Below are 16,026 nucleotides of genomic sequence, written 5' to 3'. Positions count from 1 at the left end.
GCTCCCACGGAGATGGGTAGGGTGCGCTGTGCGCACCGCATGGATCGCCGATTGTGGTGGAGGTTGTAGGAGTGGCTTCAGCCACGAAAAAGCTCGCGGCTGAAGCCGCTCCTACGGTGACGGGTAGGGTGCGCCGTGCGCACCGCGTGGATCGCCGATTGTGGTGGAGGTTGTAGGAGTGGCTTCAGCCACGAAAAGACTCGCGGCTGAAGCCGCTCCTACATAGAGCACCAGGGTGTGCAGGAATGCGCGGCCGAACCGCCGCGCCCCTTTCTCAGATCACACGGAAATGATGGGTACCGTCGCGACCAAGCTGTTCGACCAGGCCGAACTCCCAGTCCAGATAACCCTGCATGGCTTCGCGCGGGTTGTCGGTGCCCTCGTAGGGGCGGCGGTAGCGGTCGCTGCGTGGTACGGCCAGGTGCTGATCACCGGCTTCCACCGGCAGGCCGGCAGCGACCCAGGCGGCGGTGCCGCCTTCAAGCAACGTCACCGGTTTGCCGGTCAGCTCTTCCAGCTCGCTGACCACGAAACGCGCCAGCAGGCTGCTGCCGCAGGTCAGCACGTAGCGTTCGGCCAGCGGCAGTTTCTCCAGAGCTTGCGGCAGTTGCGAGCGCAGTGCCCACCAGGCGCCGGGGATATGCCGCGCGACATGGTTGGCGCTGGCGGTGAAATCGAGCACCAGGGTATTGCCTTCGGCCTGCCAGGCGGCCAGCGTCGGTGCATCGATGGCGGCGGGTTGGGGCAGGGCCGGCAGCGGTGGCTGCCAGGCACCGCGCGCAGTGAAGTCGCTGTCCTGCAGACCATCGAGCACGTGCACGTCCCAGCCCATCTGCGCCAGCCAGGAGGCGCTCATGTTGGCGCGCACACCGTCGCTATCGGCCAGTACCACGCGGGCACCGCGTACGCTGGCGAAGTGGTCGGTCTCCTGCACCAGTTGCCCGCCCGGCGTGGAGCGGGCGCCCGGCAGATGGCCTGCTTCGTATTCTTCCGGGGTACGCACGTCGAACAGGTAGGTGGTGCGGCCGGCTTCGTCTTGCCAGCGCGCCAGATCCTCCAGGTTGGCGCGACCTACGCCAGCCTTGTCGGCCACGGCACGTGCAGCCTGTGCGGCCTGCTCGTGATTGGTCGCGCTGACCTCGCCAAAGCGGCGGGCCTGGCCGTGTTCCAGTTGTTGGCCGGCCAGTGTCCAGCCGATGGTGCCGTTGCGTAGCGCCGACACCGGGTTGGGAATGCCGGCATTCACCAGCGATTGGGTGCCGATGATGCTGCGGGTACGCCCGGCGCAGTTGACCACGATGCGGGTGGCCGGGTTCGGCGCCAGTTCGCGGGCGCGCAGCACCAGTTCGGCGCCCGGCACGCTGATGCCGGTAGGAATACTCATGGTCTGGTATTCGTCGAAGCGGCGCGCGTCGAGCACCACCACGTCGGCCTTGGCGTCGAGCAGGGCTTTCACTTCCTCGGCGGCCAGCGATGGCGTATGACGCACGCTCTCCACCAGTTCACCGAAGGCCTTGCTCGGCACGTTGACGTCGCGGAACAGTTCGCCACCCGCCGCGCGCCAGCCGGCCAGGCCGCCTTCGAGCAGCGCCACGTCGCTGTAGCCGAGGGCGAGCAGGCGCTTGCCGGCTTCCTGCGCCAGACCTTCGCCATCGTCATAAACGGTCACGGCGGTGTCGCGACGCGGGATGCGGGCGTAGACCTCCAGCTCCAGTTTGGACAGCGGAATGTTGGCGGCGAACAGCGGGTGCTCTTCGGCGAAAGGCGCTTCTTCACGCACATCGATCAGGGCCACTTCCTGCTTGTCGAGCAGGGCCTGGCGGATGGTATGGAAGGAGCGGGTAGCAATCTGGCTCATGCGGGGTTCTCTTTGGACAGATCCCAGAGGTTGGGAAGAAGGCTGTTGGAATAGCCGGAAATGAAGGTTTTCTCGCTGCCGTCCTGTAGGTAGACGGCACGCTTCACGGCGCCGATGTTGGCGCCGTAGACGTGGATGCTGATCGAGGTGCGGTCGCTGAAGGCGTTGCTGACCTGGTGGATGTCGCCGATACGCGGTGATACCGCCTCGACCTGCCCTGGCTCCAGGCGCACCGTTTCACCCTCGGCGCGCAGGCCGCTGGCATCGATGGCAAAGCCTTGCGACAGCTCGGCACCGCGCAACATGCCGATCAGGCCCCAGACCCGGTGGTCGTGTACCGGCGTTTGTTGGCCTGGCCCCCAGACGAAGCTGACGATGGAAAAGCGCTGGCGCGAATCGGCGTGCAGCAGGTACTGCTGGTAGCGTTGCGGGTCTGGCTGGGCGAATGCTGCGGGCAGCCAGTCGTCGTGGCTGACCAGTTGGCGGAGCAGGTCAGCGCCGCGTTCGAGGATGATGGCTTCGTTGGCGGTCTCGTCAAGCAACGTGGCCAGCTCATCGATGAAGGTGCGCAGGCGATGCAGGTTGGTTTGGTTACTCATGGTGGTATCCCGGTAGCGACGGCGCTAAGGTAACAAGCTCGCTATAATCATAAAAATTCAATTTATTCATAAGCTAATATGCGAATTAAGAATGAAGATAGATGACATCGACGCCTTCGTCGCGGTGATCCGCCTGCAGTCGCTGAATCAGGCGGCCGAATCGCTGCAGCTCACCCAGTCGGCCATCACCCGGCGCCTGCAGAATTTCGAGGAAGCGCTGGGTGTGGAATTGCTCGATCGCAATACCAAGCCGCTCAAGCCGACGCCCATCGGTTTGCGGGTGTACGAACAGTGCCGCTCGGTGCAGCGCGAGATCGATGCCCTGCGCGATCTGGTGGCCAGCGATGCGATGCCATCGGGCTCGTTGCGCCTCGGTGTGCCACAGACGGTGGGCGATACGCTGCTGCTGGAAGCGCTGCAGCGCCTGCAGGGCGCCTATCCGGATCTGCAGGTGCAGGTGTCCAATGGCTGGGGCGGCGGGCTGCTCAAGCGCCTGGAGAACGGTGAGCTGGATGCGGTGGCAGCATTGTTCCCGGCGGGCAAGGTATTCCCCGAAGGTTTGGTGGGGCAGTCGCTGGCACGTATGAACCTAGTGGTGGTGGCGCCCAAGGGCTTTGCCAGCAAACGCAGTTGCCGCCTGGCCGAGTGCCAGGCACGGGGCTGGGTGCTCAATCCGGATGGTTGCGGTTTCCGTGCCGGTCTGCAGCGGGCTCTGGCGGAGCAGGGGCTGAATTTGGCGGTGAACCTGGAAATCTTCGGCACCGATCTGCAACTGGGCCTGGTGGCCAATGGCATGGGCCTAGGCCTGGTACCGGCGCCGCTGCTGGAGGGCAGTCGCCATCGCGAGCGCCTGGAAGTGCTCAACGTCAGCGACTTCAAACCGGTGATCGACCTGTGGCTGGTGCGTGCTGCCTTCGTCGGCAACCTGCAGGGCGCCGTCGACCTGTTCGGTGAAGTGATCGCCGAGCGGCTGGGGGAAAGCGGCAGAGCAGCGTGATCTTGTAGGGTGCGCCGCGCGCACCGGCACCTGGACAGGAGAGAGTGCTGTCAGGTTTGGGTGAGTTATCTGGGCGAATGCCTTGGTGCGCACGGTGCACCCTACGGGCTGTGCGCCGGCGTTCTTCGCCTATGTACAGGCCCGGTGTTGCGGCATGCCCCAGCGGGAGGCCGTAGCCCGGATGAAATCCGGGGATTGCCGCCACGGGGCTCCCGGATTGCATCCGGGCTACGGCTGTACGCGGCCTACGCAACACCTGCTTGATCAATATGCGTAACGCGCAAAATGAAAAATCATTAAGTGCGCAATTTGCATATTACGTTATGACTAAAATGAATTTCCCTCCTGCGAAACTTGTCGATAGCTTATAAGCATCCGTTAGGCAATAACGTCTGCTTATAAGCAAAAAGCGTTCTTGTGCTGGCGATTGGCATAACCACACAGGAGCGCGACATGAGCGTGGAAATCATCGGCATGATCACCGCCACCCCCAGTGCCGAGGTGGATCAGCCGTTGGGCGAGGCGGTGGATGCGGACTTCGTGCGCCGCTTCGCCCAGGCTCACGAGCAGGCCGGTTTCGACCGCGCACTGGTCGGCTATTTCTCCAATGGTGCCGAAGGTGCGGTGGTCAGCTCGTTCATCGCCGCCGCCACCGAGCGCCTTGGCATTCTGCTGGCCTACCGTCCGGGCGTGATCGCGCCGCCGCTGGCCGCTCGCCAGTTGGCGACACTGGATCAGTTCAGCAATGGGCGCCTGGCGCTCAACGTCATCAGTGGCGGCAGCGATGCCGACCAGCAGCGCGATGGCGACTGGCTCGACCACGACCAGCGCTACGCCCGCACCGATGAGTACCTGAATGCCCTCAAGGCGATCTGGACGGCCAATGCGCCGGTCGATCACGAAGGTACCTACTACCGCTTCAAGGGCGCGCTGCCGAACGTGCGCACCCAGCAGAAGCCGCATATCCCGATCTACTTCAGCGGCTCCTCGCCAGCGGCCATCGAGGTTGCCGCACGCCATGCCGACACTTACATGCTGTGGGGCGAACCGGTCGCCGATTTCGCCGAGCACGTGCAGCGCGTACGTGCCGCTGCCCAGGCGCAGGGCCGCAGCCCGCGGGTATCGGTGTCGTTCCGGCCGATCGTGGCGGACACCGAGGAGGCAGCCTGGAAACGCGCCGCGGAGATCCTCGAACGCATCCGCGACAACCGCACACGCCTTGGCCTGCCGATCAATGACCACGCACCGAGCAATGCCGGTTCGCAACGCCTGCTGGCCGCTGCTCAACGCGGCGAAGTGCTGGACGAGCGCCTGTGGACGGGCGTCGCCCGGCTGACCGGTGCGCAGTGGAACTCGACTGCCCTGGTCGGCACGCCCGAGCAGGTGGCGCAGTCCCTCGGCCGCTACTGGCAGCACGGCGCCTCTACCTTCCTGATTCGCGGCTTCGACCCCCTGGACGACGCCGAACGCTATGGCCGGGGTTTGATCCCGGCAATCCGTGAACAAATCGCCACCCTGCAACAGCGCCGGGCCGGCTGACTTTTGGAGACTGCCTCATGAACTTGACTCGACTTTTCCGCCGTAGCCTCGCGGCCCTCGCCATCGCTGCACCGCTGGTCCATGCGGCCGACCCGACGGTGCTGCGCATCGGTGATCAGAACTACTACAACGTGCGCGCTTCGGTGGAGGCCTCCGGCGTACTCGAAGGTGCGCCGTACACCGTTGACTGGAAGCACTTCCAGTCGGCTGCGCCGGTGGCCGAAGCGCTGGAGGCCGGTGCGGTCGACCTGGGCTTTCTCGGCGACTCGGGCTTCATCTTCCTCGCCGCCAAGGGCGCGCCGGTCAAGCTGATCGGCGTGTCGCGGCAGAACCCGGACACCATCGCGCTGCTGGTGCCCAAGGACTCCACCGCCAAGTCCATCGCAGACCTCAAGGGCAAGAAGGTCGCCTACTGGCCCGGCGCCTGGAGCCAGCAACTGACCCTGCGTGCGCTGGAAAAGGCCGGCCTGCCGCATGATTACGTCGAGTTCGTCAAACTGATGCCTATCGACGCCGCCGCCGCTTTCCCGCGTGGCAGCATCGACGCCTTCCCGGTGTGGGAACCCTATATCTCCCAGCAGACCCTGTTCTCCGGCGCCAAGCCGCTGCTCACCGCCCGCGACCTGATGCCCGGCCTGTCGAGCATTGCTGCCAATGCCGACTCCATCGAGCCCAAGCGCGCCGCCATCGCCGACTTCCTCGGTCGCTTGCAGAAAGCCCGCGCCTGGGTCGAAGCGAACAAGGAAACCTATGCCGACCTGTGGGCGAAGAAGGCCAACCTCGACCAGTCCGTATCACGCAACTGGATCGGCCACGCCAACATGACCGTCGGCCCGGTGGATGAGGGCGCTGCCCGCGACTATCAGGAAACTGCCGACTTCCTCGTGGAAACCGGCGCGCTGGCCAAGAAGCTCGACACCAGCAGCATCGTCGACACCTCGTTCAGCAAGTCCTTCGAGTAAGGGCAGGGAGCCTCAAATGAGCATTCAATTCATCGGCATGATCGGCCATCGGCTGTCTTCGGAAGTCATCGCTCCGCAAGGCCCGGTATTCGACAAGAACTTCATCGTGCGCAGCGCCCAGGCCCACGAGGAAGCCGGCTTCGACCGTCTTCTGGTCGGGCACTGGTCGGATCAGCCGGATGGCTTCCTGGTCACCGCGTTGGCCGGGCTGTCCACCTCGCGCATCAATTTCCTGCTGGCGCATCGTCCCGGCTTCGTTGCGCCGACTCTGGCCGCGCGCAAGCTGGCCAGCCTCGACCACCTGCTCGACGGCCGCCTGGCTCTGCACGTGATCAGTGGCGGCAGTGACACCGAGCAGCGCAAGGACGGTGACTGGCTCGACCATGACCAGCGCTATTCGCGCACCGATGAATTCTTGCGAGTGATCAAGCAGGTGTGGAACAGCGCCGAGCCGTTCGACCACGAGGGCGAGCACTACCGTGCGGAAAAGGCCTTCTCCGCGATCAAGCCGCAGCAGTCGAAGCTGCCGATCTATTTCGGTGGATCGTCGCCAGCTGCGGTGAAGGTTGCCGGCGAGCATGCCGATGTCTATGCACTGTGGGGTGAGTCGCTGGAGCAGACCCGCGAGACCATCGAGAAGGTGCGCGCCGAGGCTGCTCGTCATGGCCGCGAGGTGAAGTTCAGCGTGTCGTTCCGGCCCATCGTCGCGGCGACCGAAGAGGCCGCCTGGGCCAAGGCCGACGACATCCTGCAACGCGCCCGCGAGCGTCTGGAGCGTTCCGGCGCGGTGCTGCCGAACAAGCCCGAGAGCGTTGGTGCCCAGCGCCTGCGTGAAACCGTGGCCAAGGGCGACCGTGTGGACAAGCGCCTGTGGACCGGCATCGCCAAGGTGGTCGGTGGCGCGCACAACTCCACGGCGCTGGTCGGCACGCCGGAGCAGGTGGCCGACGCCTTCCTCGATTACTACGACCTGGGCATCACCACCTTCCTGATTCGTGGCTTCGATCCGGTAGAGGATGCCATCGAATACGGCCGCGAACTGCTGCCGCTGACCCGCGCCAAGGTGGCTGAGCGGCAGAAACAGGCGGCCGTGGCATGAGCCTGCACCACCTGGCCGAGCATTCACGCCAACCGTTGCTCGACGATGTTTTTCTGCAGCGCTTGAGTCGCGAAATGGGCGAGGGGGCCGAACAGCTCGACCGCGACAGCGCCTTCCCCCATGGCAATCTGGCGCGGCTGCGTCAGTACGGACTGCTCGGCCTGGCCTGCGACGTGCGTGCCGGTGGCGGCGGGGCCGATCTGGCGCAACTGCGCCGGGTGGTCGGCGCCGTGGCCAAGGGCGAGCCATCCACCGCGCTGGTGCTGTGCATGCAGTACCTGTATCACCGGCGTCTGGCGGACAACCCCAACTGGCACGAGGCGCTCAAGCGCCGGGTGATTCGCGAGGCGGTGGAAGAGGGCGCGCTGATCAACAGCCTGCGTGTCGAGCCCGAGCTGGGTTCACCGGCCCGTGGCGGCCTGCCGCAAACGGTGGCCAGGCGCCAGGCCGATGGCTGGATTCTCGATGGCCACAAGCTCTACACCACCGGCATCCCTGGCCTGACCTGGCTGGCGGTGTGGGCACGTAGCGACAATCCGGTGCCGTTGATCGGCACCTGGCTGGTGCACCGCGATACCCCCGGTATCCGCATCGTCGAGAGTTGGGATCACCTGGGCATGCGCGCCACCGGCAGCCACGAGGTGATCTTCGAGGGCGTGCGCCTGCCGCTGGAACATGCGGTGGACGTCTACCCGGCCGACCAGCCGCCTGCGCTCAACGCCCCGGCCCTGGCCGATTTCAATCGCGGCATGGCCACCTTGCTCGGCGCCATCTACGACGGCGCTGCCCGCGCCGCACGGGACTGGCTGCTGCAGTGGCTGGCCGAACGTACACCGGCCAGCCTCGGTGCGCCGCTGTCGAGCTTGCCGCGGGTGCAGGAAGTGGTGGGGCAGATCGAAGGGCTGCTGCTGGCCAACCGGCTGCAACTGGACGCCCTCAGCAACCAGCCGCTGACCAGCCAGGAGGCGGGGCTGATCAAGGTGGCAGTGACCGAGAACGCGGTGGCCGTGGTGGAGAAGGCGCTGGAGCTGACCGGTAACCACGGTCTGTCGCTGCATCATCCGCTGCAGCGGCATTACCGCAACGTGTTGTGCGGTCGCGTGCATACGCCGCAGCGTGACAGTGCCCTGGTGCTGGCGGGCAAGACGGCTTTTGGATTGGTGAAGGGCTGAGCTTTTCAGGCTCCCGTGGGAGGCGCTTCAGCGGCGAGATTTCCTGTCGCGGCTAAAGCCCCTCCCACAGGGCTACGGGCGCGGCGACAAGCGAGTGTTCAAGCGTAGGCTGCGCTGTGCGCACCGATGGTGGCTACGGGGCGAGTTTTACCCTCTCCCCCAGCCCCTCTCCCGCAAGCGGGAGAGGGGAGCCAACCGCGAAGCTCAGAGGTAATCCTGGGATGTTTCGCCAGGGGTTCCCGGATTTCATCCGGGCTACGGGCGCCAAGAGTTAACTGCCCAGCGCAACAAACTTTCTCTGCGACCGTATCAACGGAGCGGGTTTCACGAATGTGACAACCGGCTCCGGATAGGGGCCTCGGAGACGCCGATGTCATCCGCTACAACCTCTACGGTCGCACGTACCGGCCTGCAAATCCGCAACCCGCGCGATGCCATCGCCGGCGCGCTGTTCATCGCTTTCGGCATGGGTGGCGGGGCGATTGCCCTGAGCTATCCGCTGGGCAACGCCATGCGCATGGGCGCGGGCTATTTCCCTTTGCTGGTCTGCGTCGCCCTGACACTGCTCGGCGCCGTGATCGTGTTGCGCAGCCTGTCCTGGCGCCTGGTCGAGCGTGATGCGCTGGAATCGCTGTTCGTGCTGCGCCCGGCGTTGTTCATCGCCGCCGGTGTGCTGGCCTTCGCCTTTTTGGTGCCGGTGCTGGGCTTGCTGCTGGCGACCCTGGCGATGACCCTGCTCAGCGGCTACGCGAGGCCGCAGGTGCGCCTCGGCGAGCAGGTTGCGCTGGGCCTGGCGCTCGCCGGTTTCGGCGGGTTGGTATTCGCCTGGGGCCTGGGTTTGCAATTGCCCGTGCTGCCAGTCTGAGGAGGGCTCGATGGATCTCTTGGCCAACCTCGCCATCGGCATCGACGCCGCGCTGACCTGGCAGAACCTGCTGTACTGCCTGATCGGCGTCACCCTCGGCACCCTGGTCGGCGTGCTGCCGGGCCTGGGGCCGGTGGCGACCATCGCCATGCTGCTGCCGATCACCTACGGGCTGCCGCCAGCAGCGGCGTTGATCATGCTCGCGGGCATCTACTACGGCGCCCAGTACGGTGGTTCGACCACGGCGATCCTGGTCAACCTGCCTGGCGAATCGTCATCGGTGGTCACCTGCCTGGATGGCCACGCCATGGCACGTCAGGGCAGGGCGGGCGCAGCGCTGGGGATTGCCGCCATCGGCTCCTTCGTCGCCGGCAGCCTGGCCATCCTGCTGGTGGCGGCGGCGTCTGCGCCACTGTCGGCATTCGCCCTGCGTTTCGGCCCGGCGGAATATTTCTCGCTGATGCTGCTCGGCCTGGTGGCTGCGGTGGTGCTGGCCCAGGGCGATTTGATCAAGGCGCTGGCCATGACCCTGCTCGGTCTATTGCTCGGGTTGGTCGGCGTGGATGTGAACTCCGGCGCGGAGCGCTTCACCTTCGGCCTGCCGCAACTGGCTGACGGTATCGACTTCGTGGTCATCTCCATGGGCATCTTCGGCATCGGCGAGATCATCGCCAACCTGGAGCGCGACGAATCGCGCACGCCGCTGCTCAAACGCATCGGTCGTGTCCTGCCCAACCGCGACGACTACCGCCGCGCCTGGAAACCAGTACTGCGTGGCGCCGGCCTCGGCTCGGTACTCGGCATCCTGCCCGGCGGCGGGGCGATGCTCAGCGCGTTCGCCTCCTACATGGTGGAAAAGCGCCTGGCCAAGGAGCCCGAGCGTTTCGGCAAGGGCGCCATCGAGGGCGTCGCCGGCCCCGAGTCGGCCAACAACGCCGGCGCGCAAACCTCGTTCATTCCGCTGCTGGTCATGGGCCTGCCGTCCAACGCAGTGATGGCGCTGATGGTCGGCGCCATGATGATCCACGGCATCGTGCCCGGCCCGCAGGTGATCACCGAGCGCCCCGAGTTGTTCTGGGGGCTGATCGTCAGCATGTGGGTGGGCAACCTGATGTTGCTGGTGCTCAACCTGCCGCTGGTGGGCATCTGGGTGAAGCTGCTGTCGGTGCCATACCGCCTGCTGTATCCGGCGATCCTGCTGTTCTGCTGCATCGGCGTGTACAGCGTCAACAACAGCCTGTTCGACGTGCTGCTCACCGTGGCCTTCGGCTTGCTCGGTTACCTGCTGATCAAGCTGCGCTGCGAGCCGGCGCCGTTGCTGCTGGGTTTCATTCTCGGGCCGATGATGGAGGAGAACCTGCGCCGCGCCATGCTGCTCTCGCGTGGCGACCCCAGCGTGTTCTTCACTCGTCCGCTGAGCCTGACCCTGCTGCTGCTCGCTGTCGGGCTGATCCTGATCATGTGCCTGCCGCGACTGCGGGCTACGCGCCAGGTGGCCTTCAGCGAAGAAAACTGAGCGATTTCTTTCATCCCCGGACATACGTGCAACACGGCGCCGCCAACGGTTCTGCTCACGGCAGTCAGGGTTTTACCGGGCCATGTCCCCGTTGCTTGTCGCCTGCCCTGTGGGAGCGGACTTGTCCGCGAATTTCGCGGCTGAAGCCGCTCCCACAGAGGCACGTCAGCAAACCGGACATAGCCGTTCTCTGCCCTCGTGAACCACTAAGGAAACCAACAAGATGTCTGCAAAACCCTTTATCAAGCGCCTGCTGGCGCTGGCCACGCTGTCCGCATCCCTGGCCGTCAGTGCCGCCGACTGGCCCAGCCAGGCCGTGAAGATCGTCGTGCCGTACCCGCCGGGTGGTGCCGCCGATACCGTGGCGCGCATCTACGCCGACGCGCTCACCCAGTCGCTGGGCCAGACCGTGCTGGTGGACAACAAACCCGGCGCCGGCACGGCCATCGCCGCCGAGTTCGTCGCTGCCAGCAAGCCCGATGGCTATACCCTGTCGCTGGTGCCCACCGGCCAGTTGACCGTGCTGCCGCATATCGTCGACAACCTCAAGTTCGACCCGCAGACCGCCTTCGCCCCGGTGTCCTTGCTGGCCTATACCGGCCTGGTGGTCGCCGCCAATGACAAGGTGCCGGCACAGACCCTGCCGGAGCTGGTCGCCCTGGCCAAGCGCAAACCGGGCGAGCTGTCCTACTCCTCCAGTGGCAGCGGCACCATCGTTCACCTGGCCGGCGAATACCTGCGCCTGACCACCGGCACCGACCTGCTGCACGTGCCGTTCAAGGGCAGTGCGCCGGCAGTGAGCGCGGTGCTCGGCGGCAACGTCGACCTGGCGGTGGACACCCTGACCATCCTCGCGCCGCAGATCCAGGCCGGCAAACTCAAGGGCCTGGCCATCGCCTCGCGCGAACGCTCGCCGCTGTTGCCTGAAGTGCCGACCGTCGCCGAACTGGGTTACCCCGGTTTCGAAGTCACTTCCTGGTTCGGTCTCAGCGCGCCAGCCGCCACCCCGGCGGCAGTGATCGAACGGCTCAATGACGAAATCGCCAAGGCCGCTGCTTCGCCGGCCGTGCAGGAGAAACTGGCCACCCAGGGCCTGACTGCCTGGCCGTCGACCCCGCAGGTCTTCGCCGAGCAGATCGCCAGCGACTCGGCCAAGTACGCCGAGGTGGTCAAGCAATCCCACATCACCTTCGACTGAGCGCAAGGAGCTGCCCATGTCCCGATTCACGTTGCGTAAACTCGGTGCCGGCCTGCTGCTCGCTGGCCTGGCCCTGTCGCCGGTGCTGGCCCAGGCCGAAGCCGCCTGGCCGAGCAAGCCGCTGACCCTGATCATTCCGTTCCCGCCCGGTGGCGGTGCCGACACCATCGGTCGCTACTATGCCGACCAGCTGTCCAGTGCCCTCGGCCAGCCGGTGGTGGTGGACAACAAGCCGGGCGCCGGTACCGCCATCGCCGCAGAAGCCGCGGCCAAGGCCAAGTCGGATGGCTACACCCTGTCGCTGGCCACCGCCGGGCAGTTGACCATCCTGCCGAACCTGGCCGACAACCTGCGCTTCGACCCGGAGACCTCCTTCGCCCCGGTCTCGGTGGTGGCGTCGATTCCCAACGTCATCGCCGTCAACGGCAATCTGGACGTGACCGACCTGCAAGGACTGATCGCCGCAGCCAAGGCCAAGCCGGGGGCGATCAGCTATTCCTCCTGCGGCAACGGCACGCTGTGCCACCTGTCCGGTGAGCTGTTCAAGAGCCTGGCCGGTATCGACCTGCTGCACGTGCCCTACAAGGGCAGCGCGCCAGCCGTGACCGCCTTGCTGGGTGGTGAAGTGGATGTGGCGGTAGACACTTTGACCATCCTCGCGCCGCAGATCCAGGCGGGCAAAGTTCGTGGCCTGGCCCTGACCAGCGTGCAACGCTCGCCGCTGCTGCCGGATGTTCCGACCGCCGCCGAGGCCGGTCTGCCAGGTCTGGAAACCTCCGGCTGGTTCGGCATCGTCCTGCCGGCCAAGACGCCGCCGGCCATCGTCGAGCGCCTGAACCAGGAGATCGGCACGATCGCCAAATCCGAGCAGACCGCCGAGCGCTTCGGCCAGAACGGCATCACCGTGGAGTACACCACTCCCGAGGAGTTCGCCCGCATCATCCGTGAAGACCGGGTGCGCTGGGGCAAGGTGGCCAAGGAGTCGGGTGCGCAGATCGAGTGAAAAGGTAAATAGCCAAGGTAGCCGCAGCACAAAAGAAACCCGCCCGGTAAACACCGCGCGGGTTTCTTTTCGTCTAGCCCGATTCACCTCTATCTGCCGAGCCCCGCCAGCCCCTTGTGGAAGCGGACTTATCCGAGAGCGCTCCAAATCCGGCAAGCAAAACCAGCTACTCCCAATCCAGCCCCCGACTGATACCCGGCAATCTCTTCCAGACGATCCCAAAAGAGAAGGGCAGTCATCACCGCTCCACATCCCCCTCCATTACTTCCTCTGTTATCCGTAAATAGGATCTGCAGTATTAAATTACCCTGCCGATACACTAGAAGCGCCGAAGGGATCCAGGTTACGGGCGCTTCCATCAATTGTTCTGGCTAGGCTGATATTACTGTCCTTCCCACTTACGCGAATCCCATGACCACCACCGTTATTCTCGGCATGCTCTGCGTGCACCTTCTGTGTTTCTGCGTGATGTTCCTGCTGATCAGTACCCGGCTGAACGGCAAGAAAATGGGTATGGAAGTCTTCGCGCTGGGCAATCTGCTGCTCGGCCTTGCCTATATCCTGCAACTGCTTGACGGCCCGCCGGACTGGGGTTTCCTGAGCGTCGTCAACCATACGCTGACCCTTTGCGCCCCAGTAGCCTACGTGCTGGGTGCCATGCGCTTCTTCGAGCGCCCCACTCTGGTGCTGCGCCCTCTGCTGGTTCTGGCCATCGGCTATTCGCTGTTGCAGGTGCTGGTGCAGTCGGTGCTCGGCGATGCGGCCCGCCATGCCATGCTGGCGGGTACCTGCACGCTGCTGTTTCTGGCCATGACCGTGGTAGCGCTGCATGGCAGCCGCAGCTATGCCAGGGACCTGAGCGTGGAAATGATGGTGTTCGCCGTGTTGATCGCTGGCATCTGCCTACTCAACGCCGTGAAATTCGCCCTGATCCTTGATGACGGCCTGGCTGCCATCGACATGAGCAGCAGCTTCCAGAAGATCTTCTACATCTACATGTCCTTCCTGGCAACCGTGCTGCCGCCTTGCGCGGTATGGCTGGTATTGCGCCGCCTGACCGATGAACTGCGCACCCTGGCCGCACATGACCCGCTGACCCGCCTGCTGAATCGGCGCGGGTTGATGGATGCCCTGGAGGCGCATTTCCGCTCCCGCACGGCCGGGCCGGCCTACCTGCTGATCGTGGATATCGACCACTTCAAGCGCATCAACGACACCCATGGTCACAACGTCGGCGACCTCGTCCTGACGCGTGTTGCCGACGTCCTCAAGGCCACCGCCCGCCAGGGCGATCTGATCTGCCGGCTGGGCGGTGAGGAATTCGTGGTCATCGCCCTGGATACGGACAGGGCCGGCGTGCTGCAGCTGGCGGAGCGTACGCGGGCGGCGATCGAACACAGCGAAGTGTCCGGTATTGGCGTGAAGCAACCGATTCGCTGCACGGCGACCATTGGCGTTTCGGATGAGTTCACCAGCGCGCAGACGTTCGATGAGTGTCTGCAGCAGGCGGATGCCGCCTTGTACCGGGGGAAGACGGCGGGGCGCAATCGGGTTGAGTGGGCTTGCGTGCAGGGTTAGCAGATTGTCTGCAGCATGCGGTGATTGCTTTGAGTTCAACTCGAAAACAACACGCCAGGAAATAAACCCTCGTGCGGTGCCACCTGTCGTTCGATCATCGTCGAAACCCGCTCGGCGCAAGCTGGGCGAGCTTTTCTTCGTCTGGGCAATCAGTCCTGAGTGAACCTGAAACGAGCCCCGTAAGCATTGCCTGGCAGATGATCGGCTCTGTCAGCGCGCAGCCGTGAGCGTAAGGTGCCGCTTTGCGCTGCGGTTCGGTAGAGCCCACGTTTCTGCAACTCGGGCACCACCAGTTCGGCGAAGTCGGTCAGTGTACCGGGGCTGATCAGCGGGTTGAGCATGTAGCCGGTGGTGCCGGAAATCCGCGCGTGTTCCTCGATCTTCTCGGCGACCTGGGCCGGCGTGCCGACCAGAATCAGGTCGGTGCCGCGGGTGACCCTGGCGAAGCGCTGACGCACATCGCCAGCGGTCAGCGGCTTGCCGCTGCCATCGGGGCGCATGACGTAGGAGGTCATGCCTTCGGTATGGGTGGTCAGCGGTTCGTTGTCGGCGTAGCGGTCTATGTCGATGCCGGTGTCGCCGGCATAGCTGACCAGTTGCGCCTGCAGGTGATAGTTGTTCTGCAACTGATCGTACTTGCGCTGCGCCTCGATGGCGGTGGGCGCGGTGACGATCCGCAACACCGTGAGCGATTTCACGTCATCGGCGGCGCGGCCGTTGGCCACGGCCTGGCGGGCGATATCATCGAGTCCGGCGCGGATCTCCAGCGGGTCGGACTTGGCGGTGAAAATCAGCTCGGCATGCTTGGCGGCGAACTGCCGGCCCCGACCCGACCAGCCTGCCTGGATCAGCAGCGGGCTGCGTTGTGGCGAGGGTGCCGTCAGGTGCGGCCCGGCCACTCGGTAGTGGGTGCCTTCGTGGTTGAACGGGCGAACCCGCTCGCCACGGGCGTAAAGCTGTCTTGCCTTGTCAGCCACCACGGCATCATCTGCCCAGCTCCCTTCCCAGAGCTTGTAGACCACGTCCATGAACTCTTCGGCGCGCTCATACCGATCATCGTGGCGGATCATCCGATCCAGCCCGAAGTTGCGCGCGGCACTGGTCAGGTAGGAGGTGACGATGTTCCAGCCGACACGTCCGCCGGTCAGGTGATCCAGCGTGCTGAAGCGCCGTGCGTGGCTGAACGGGTGTTCGTAGGTGGTGCTGACCGTCGCGCCGAAGGCGAGGTGTTCGGTCAGTGCGGCCAATGCCGGTATGTGCAGCAGCGGGTCATTGGCCGGCGCCTCCACGGCCCATTTCAAGGCAGCGTCGTGGTTACCGCCATGAACATCGTAGAAGCCCAGCACATCGGCGAAGAAGAACAGGTCGAGGTTGGCCTGTTCGGCAATGCGTGCCTGGTTCGACCAGAATCTCAGGGTGTTGATGCCCAGGCGTTCGTCGGCCGGATGCGTCCACAGGCTGGGCGCGCCGCCACAGCCGACGCTGGCTTGTTCGTAGAGGCCAAAGAGCAGGGGGGTTGGATCGGACATGAACATTCTCTAGTAATGAATTGAGGGGACTGGTCAGCAACGTCGTGCTGTCGGCTCCGGAGGTCGCAGCTGGTCTGGCGCTCCGGGTAGGGTGCGCTGTGCGCACCGGAA

General features: G+C 64.9%; 13 protein-coding genes. 10 read left to right on the top strand and 3 right to left on the bottom strand.

All coding sequences use genetic code 11. The features are described 5' to 3' along the window. Positions 1–274: 274 nt before the first annotated feature. Together C7A17_RS25440 and C7A17_RS25435 are read right to left on the bottom strand one after the other, a co-directional pair. The gene (locus C7A17_RS25440) at positions 275–1,858 is read right to left on the bottom strand and encodes a rhodanese-related sulfurtransferase (protein WP_106742079.1); all 1,584 of its coding nucleotides are present in this window, start codon (positions 1,856–1,858) and stop codon (positions 275–277) included. Next, entirely contained in the window at positions 1,855–2,457 is a 603-nt protein-coding gene (locus tag C7A17_RS25435) for a cysteine dioxygenase family protein (RefSeq protein WP_106742076.1), read from the bottom strand. The genes C7A17_RS25440 and C7A17_RS25435 overlap by 4 nt, the downstream gene beginning before the upstream one ends. A 91-nt stretch (positions 2,458–2,548) precedes the next feature. On the opposite strand from C7A17_RS25435, the gene C7A17_RS25430 reads away from it, so the two are divergent. The 10 genes from C7A17_RS25430 to C7A17_RS25385 all read left to right on the top strand — a co-directional run bounded on the left by C7A17_RS25430 (position 2,549) and on the right by C7A17_RS25385 (position 14,386). Then, on the top strand, positions 2,549–3,454 hold the full coding sequence (locus tag C7A17_RS25430) for a LysR family transcriptional regulator (protein ID WP_106742073.1): 906 nt from the start codon (positions 2,549–2,551) through the stop codon (positions 3,452–3,454). 474 nt (positions 3,455–3,928) lie between these two features. Then, the gene (locus C7A17_RS25425; RefSeq protein ID WP_106743181.1) at positions 3,929–4,993 is read left to right on the top strand and encodes an LLM class flavin-dependent oxidoreductase; all 1,065 of its coding nucleotides are present in this window, start codon (positions 3,929–3,931) and stop codon (positions 4,991–4,993) included. Positions 4,994–5,010: 17 nt separating this feature from the next. Then, on the top strand, positions 5,011–5,955 hold the full coding sequence (locus C7A17_RS25420) for an ABC transporter substrate-binding protein (RefSeq protein ID WP_106742071.1): 945 nt from the start codon (positions 5,011–5,013) through the stop codon (positions 5,953–5,955). 16 nt (positions 5,956–5,971) lie between these two features. Beyond that, a complete protein-coding gene (locus C7A17_RS25415; protein ID WP_106742069.1) occupies positions 5,972–7,054 on the top strand; it encodes an LLM class flavin-dependent oxidoreductase in 1,083 nt (360 codons plus the stop codon). Next, a complete protein-coding gene (locus C7A17_RS25410) occupies positions 7,051–8,226 on the top strand; it encodes an acyl-CoA dehydrogenase family protein (protein WP_106742066.1) in 1,176 nt (391 codons plus the stop codon). Before C7A17_RS25415 ends, C7A17_RS25410 begins: the two co-directional genes overlap by 4 nt. A gap of 370 nt (positions 8,227–8,596) precedes the next feature. Further along, positions 8,597–9,091 (top strand): tripartite tricarboxylate transporter TctB family protein, encoded by a 495-nt coding sequence (locus tag C7A17_RS25405; protein WP_106742064.1) that lies wholly within the window; start codon positions 8,597–8,599, stop codon positions 9,089–9,091. A gap of 10 nt (positions 9,092–9,101) precedes the next feature. Next, positions 9,102–10,607: a tripartite tricarboxylate transporter permease gene (locus C7A17_RS25400; RefSeq protein ID WP_106742061.1), complete on the top strand. Its 1,506-nt coding sequence runs from the start codon at positions 9,102–9,104 to the stop codon at positions 10,605–10,607. A gap of 223 nt (positions 10,608–10,830) precedes the next feature. Further along, the gene (locus tag C7A17_RS25395) at positions 10,831–11,805 is read left to right on the top strand and encodes a Bug family tripartite tricarboxylate transporter substrate binding protein (protein ID WP_106742058.1); all 975 of its coding nucleotides are present in this window, start codon (positions 10,831–10,833) and stop codon (positions 11,803–11,805) included. A gap of 16 nt (positions 11,806–11,821) precedes the next feature. After that, the gene (locus tag C7A17_RS25390; RefSeq protein ID WP_106742056.1) at positions 11,822–12,808 is read left to right on the top strand and encodes a Bug family tripartite tricarboxylate transporter substrate binding protein; all 987 of its coding nucleotides are present in this window, start codon (positions 11,822–11,824) and stop codon (positions 12,806–12,808) included. Between the two features lie 411 nt (positions 12,809–13,219). Next, entirely contained in the window at positions 13,220–14,386 is a 1,167-nt protein-coding gene (locus tag C7A17_RS25385; protein WP_106742053.1) for a GGDEF domain-containing protein, read from the top strand. Between the two features lie 149 nt (positions 14,387–14,535). On the opposite strand, the gene C7A17_RS25380 is transcribed toward C7A17_RS25385, so the two are convergent. Beyond that, positions 14,536–15,915, bottom strand: coding sequence for an LLM class flavin-dependent oxidoreductase (locus C7A17_RS25380; RefSeq protein WP_106742051.1), 1,380 nt, complete (start codon positions 15,913–15,915; stop codon positions 14,536–14,538). Positions 15,916–16,026: the final 111 nt, after the last annotated feature.

Source organism: Pseudomonas mendocina, from assembly GCF_003008615.1.
Lineage (GTDB): Bacteria > Pseudomonadota > Gammaproteobacteria > Pseudomonadales > Pseudomonadaceae > Aquipseudomonas > Aquipseudomonas mendocina_C.
The sequence above is the reverse complement of the archived record's forward strand: the minus strand, read 5'-3'. Positions and strand labels throughout refer to the sequence as shown.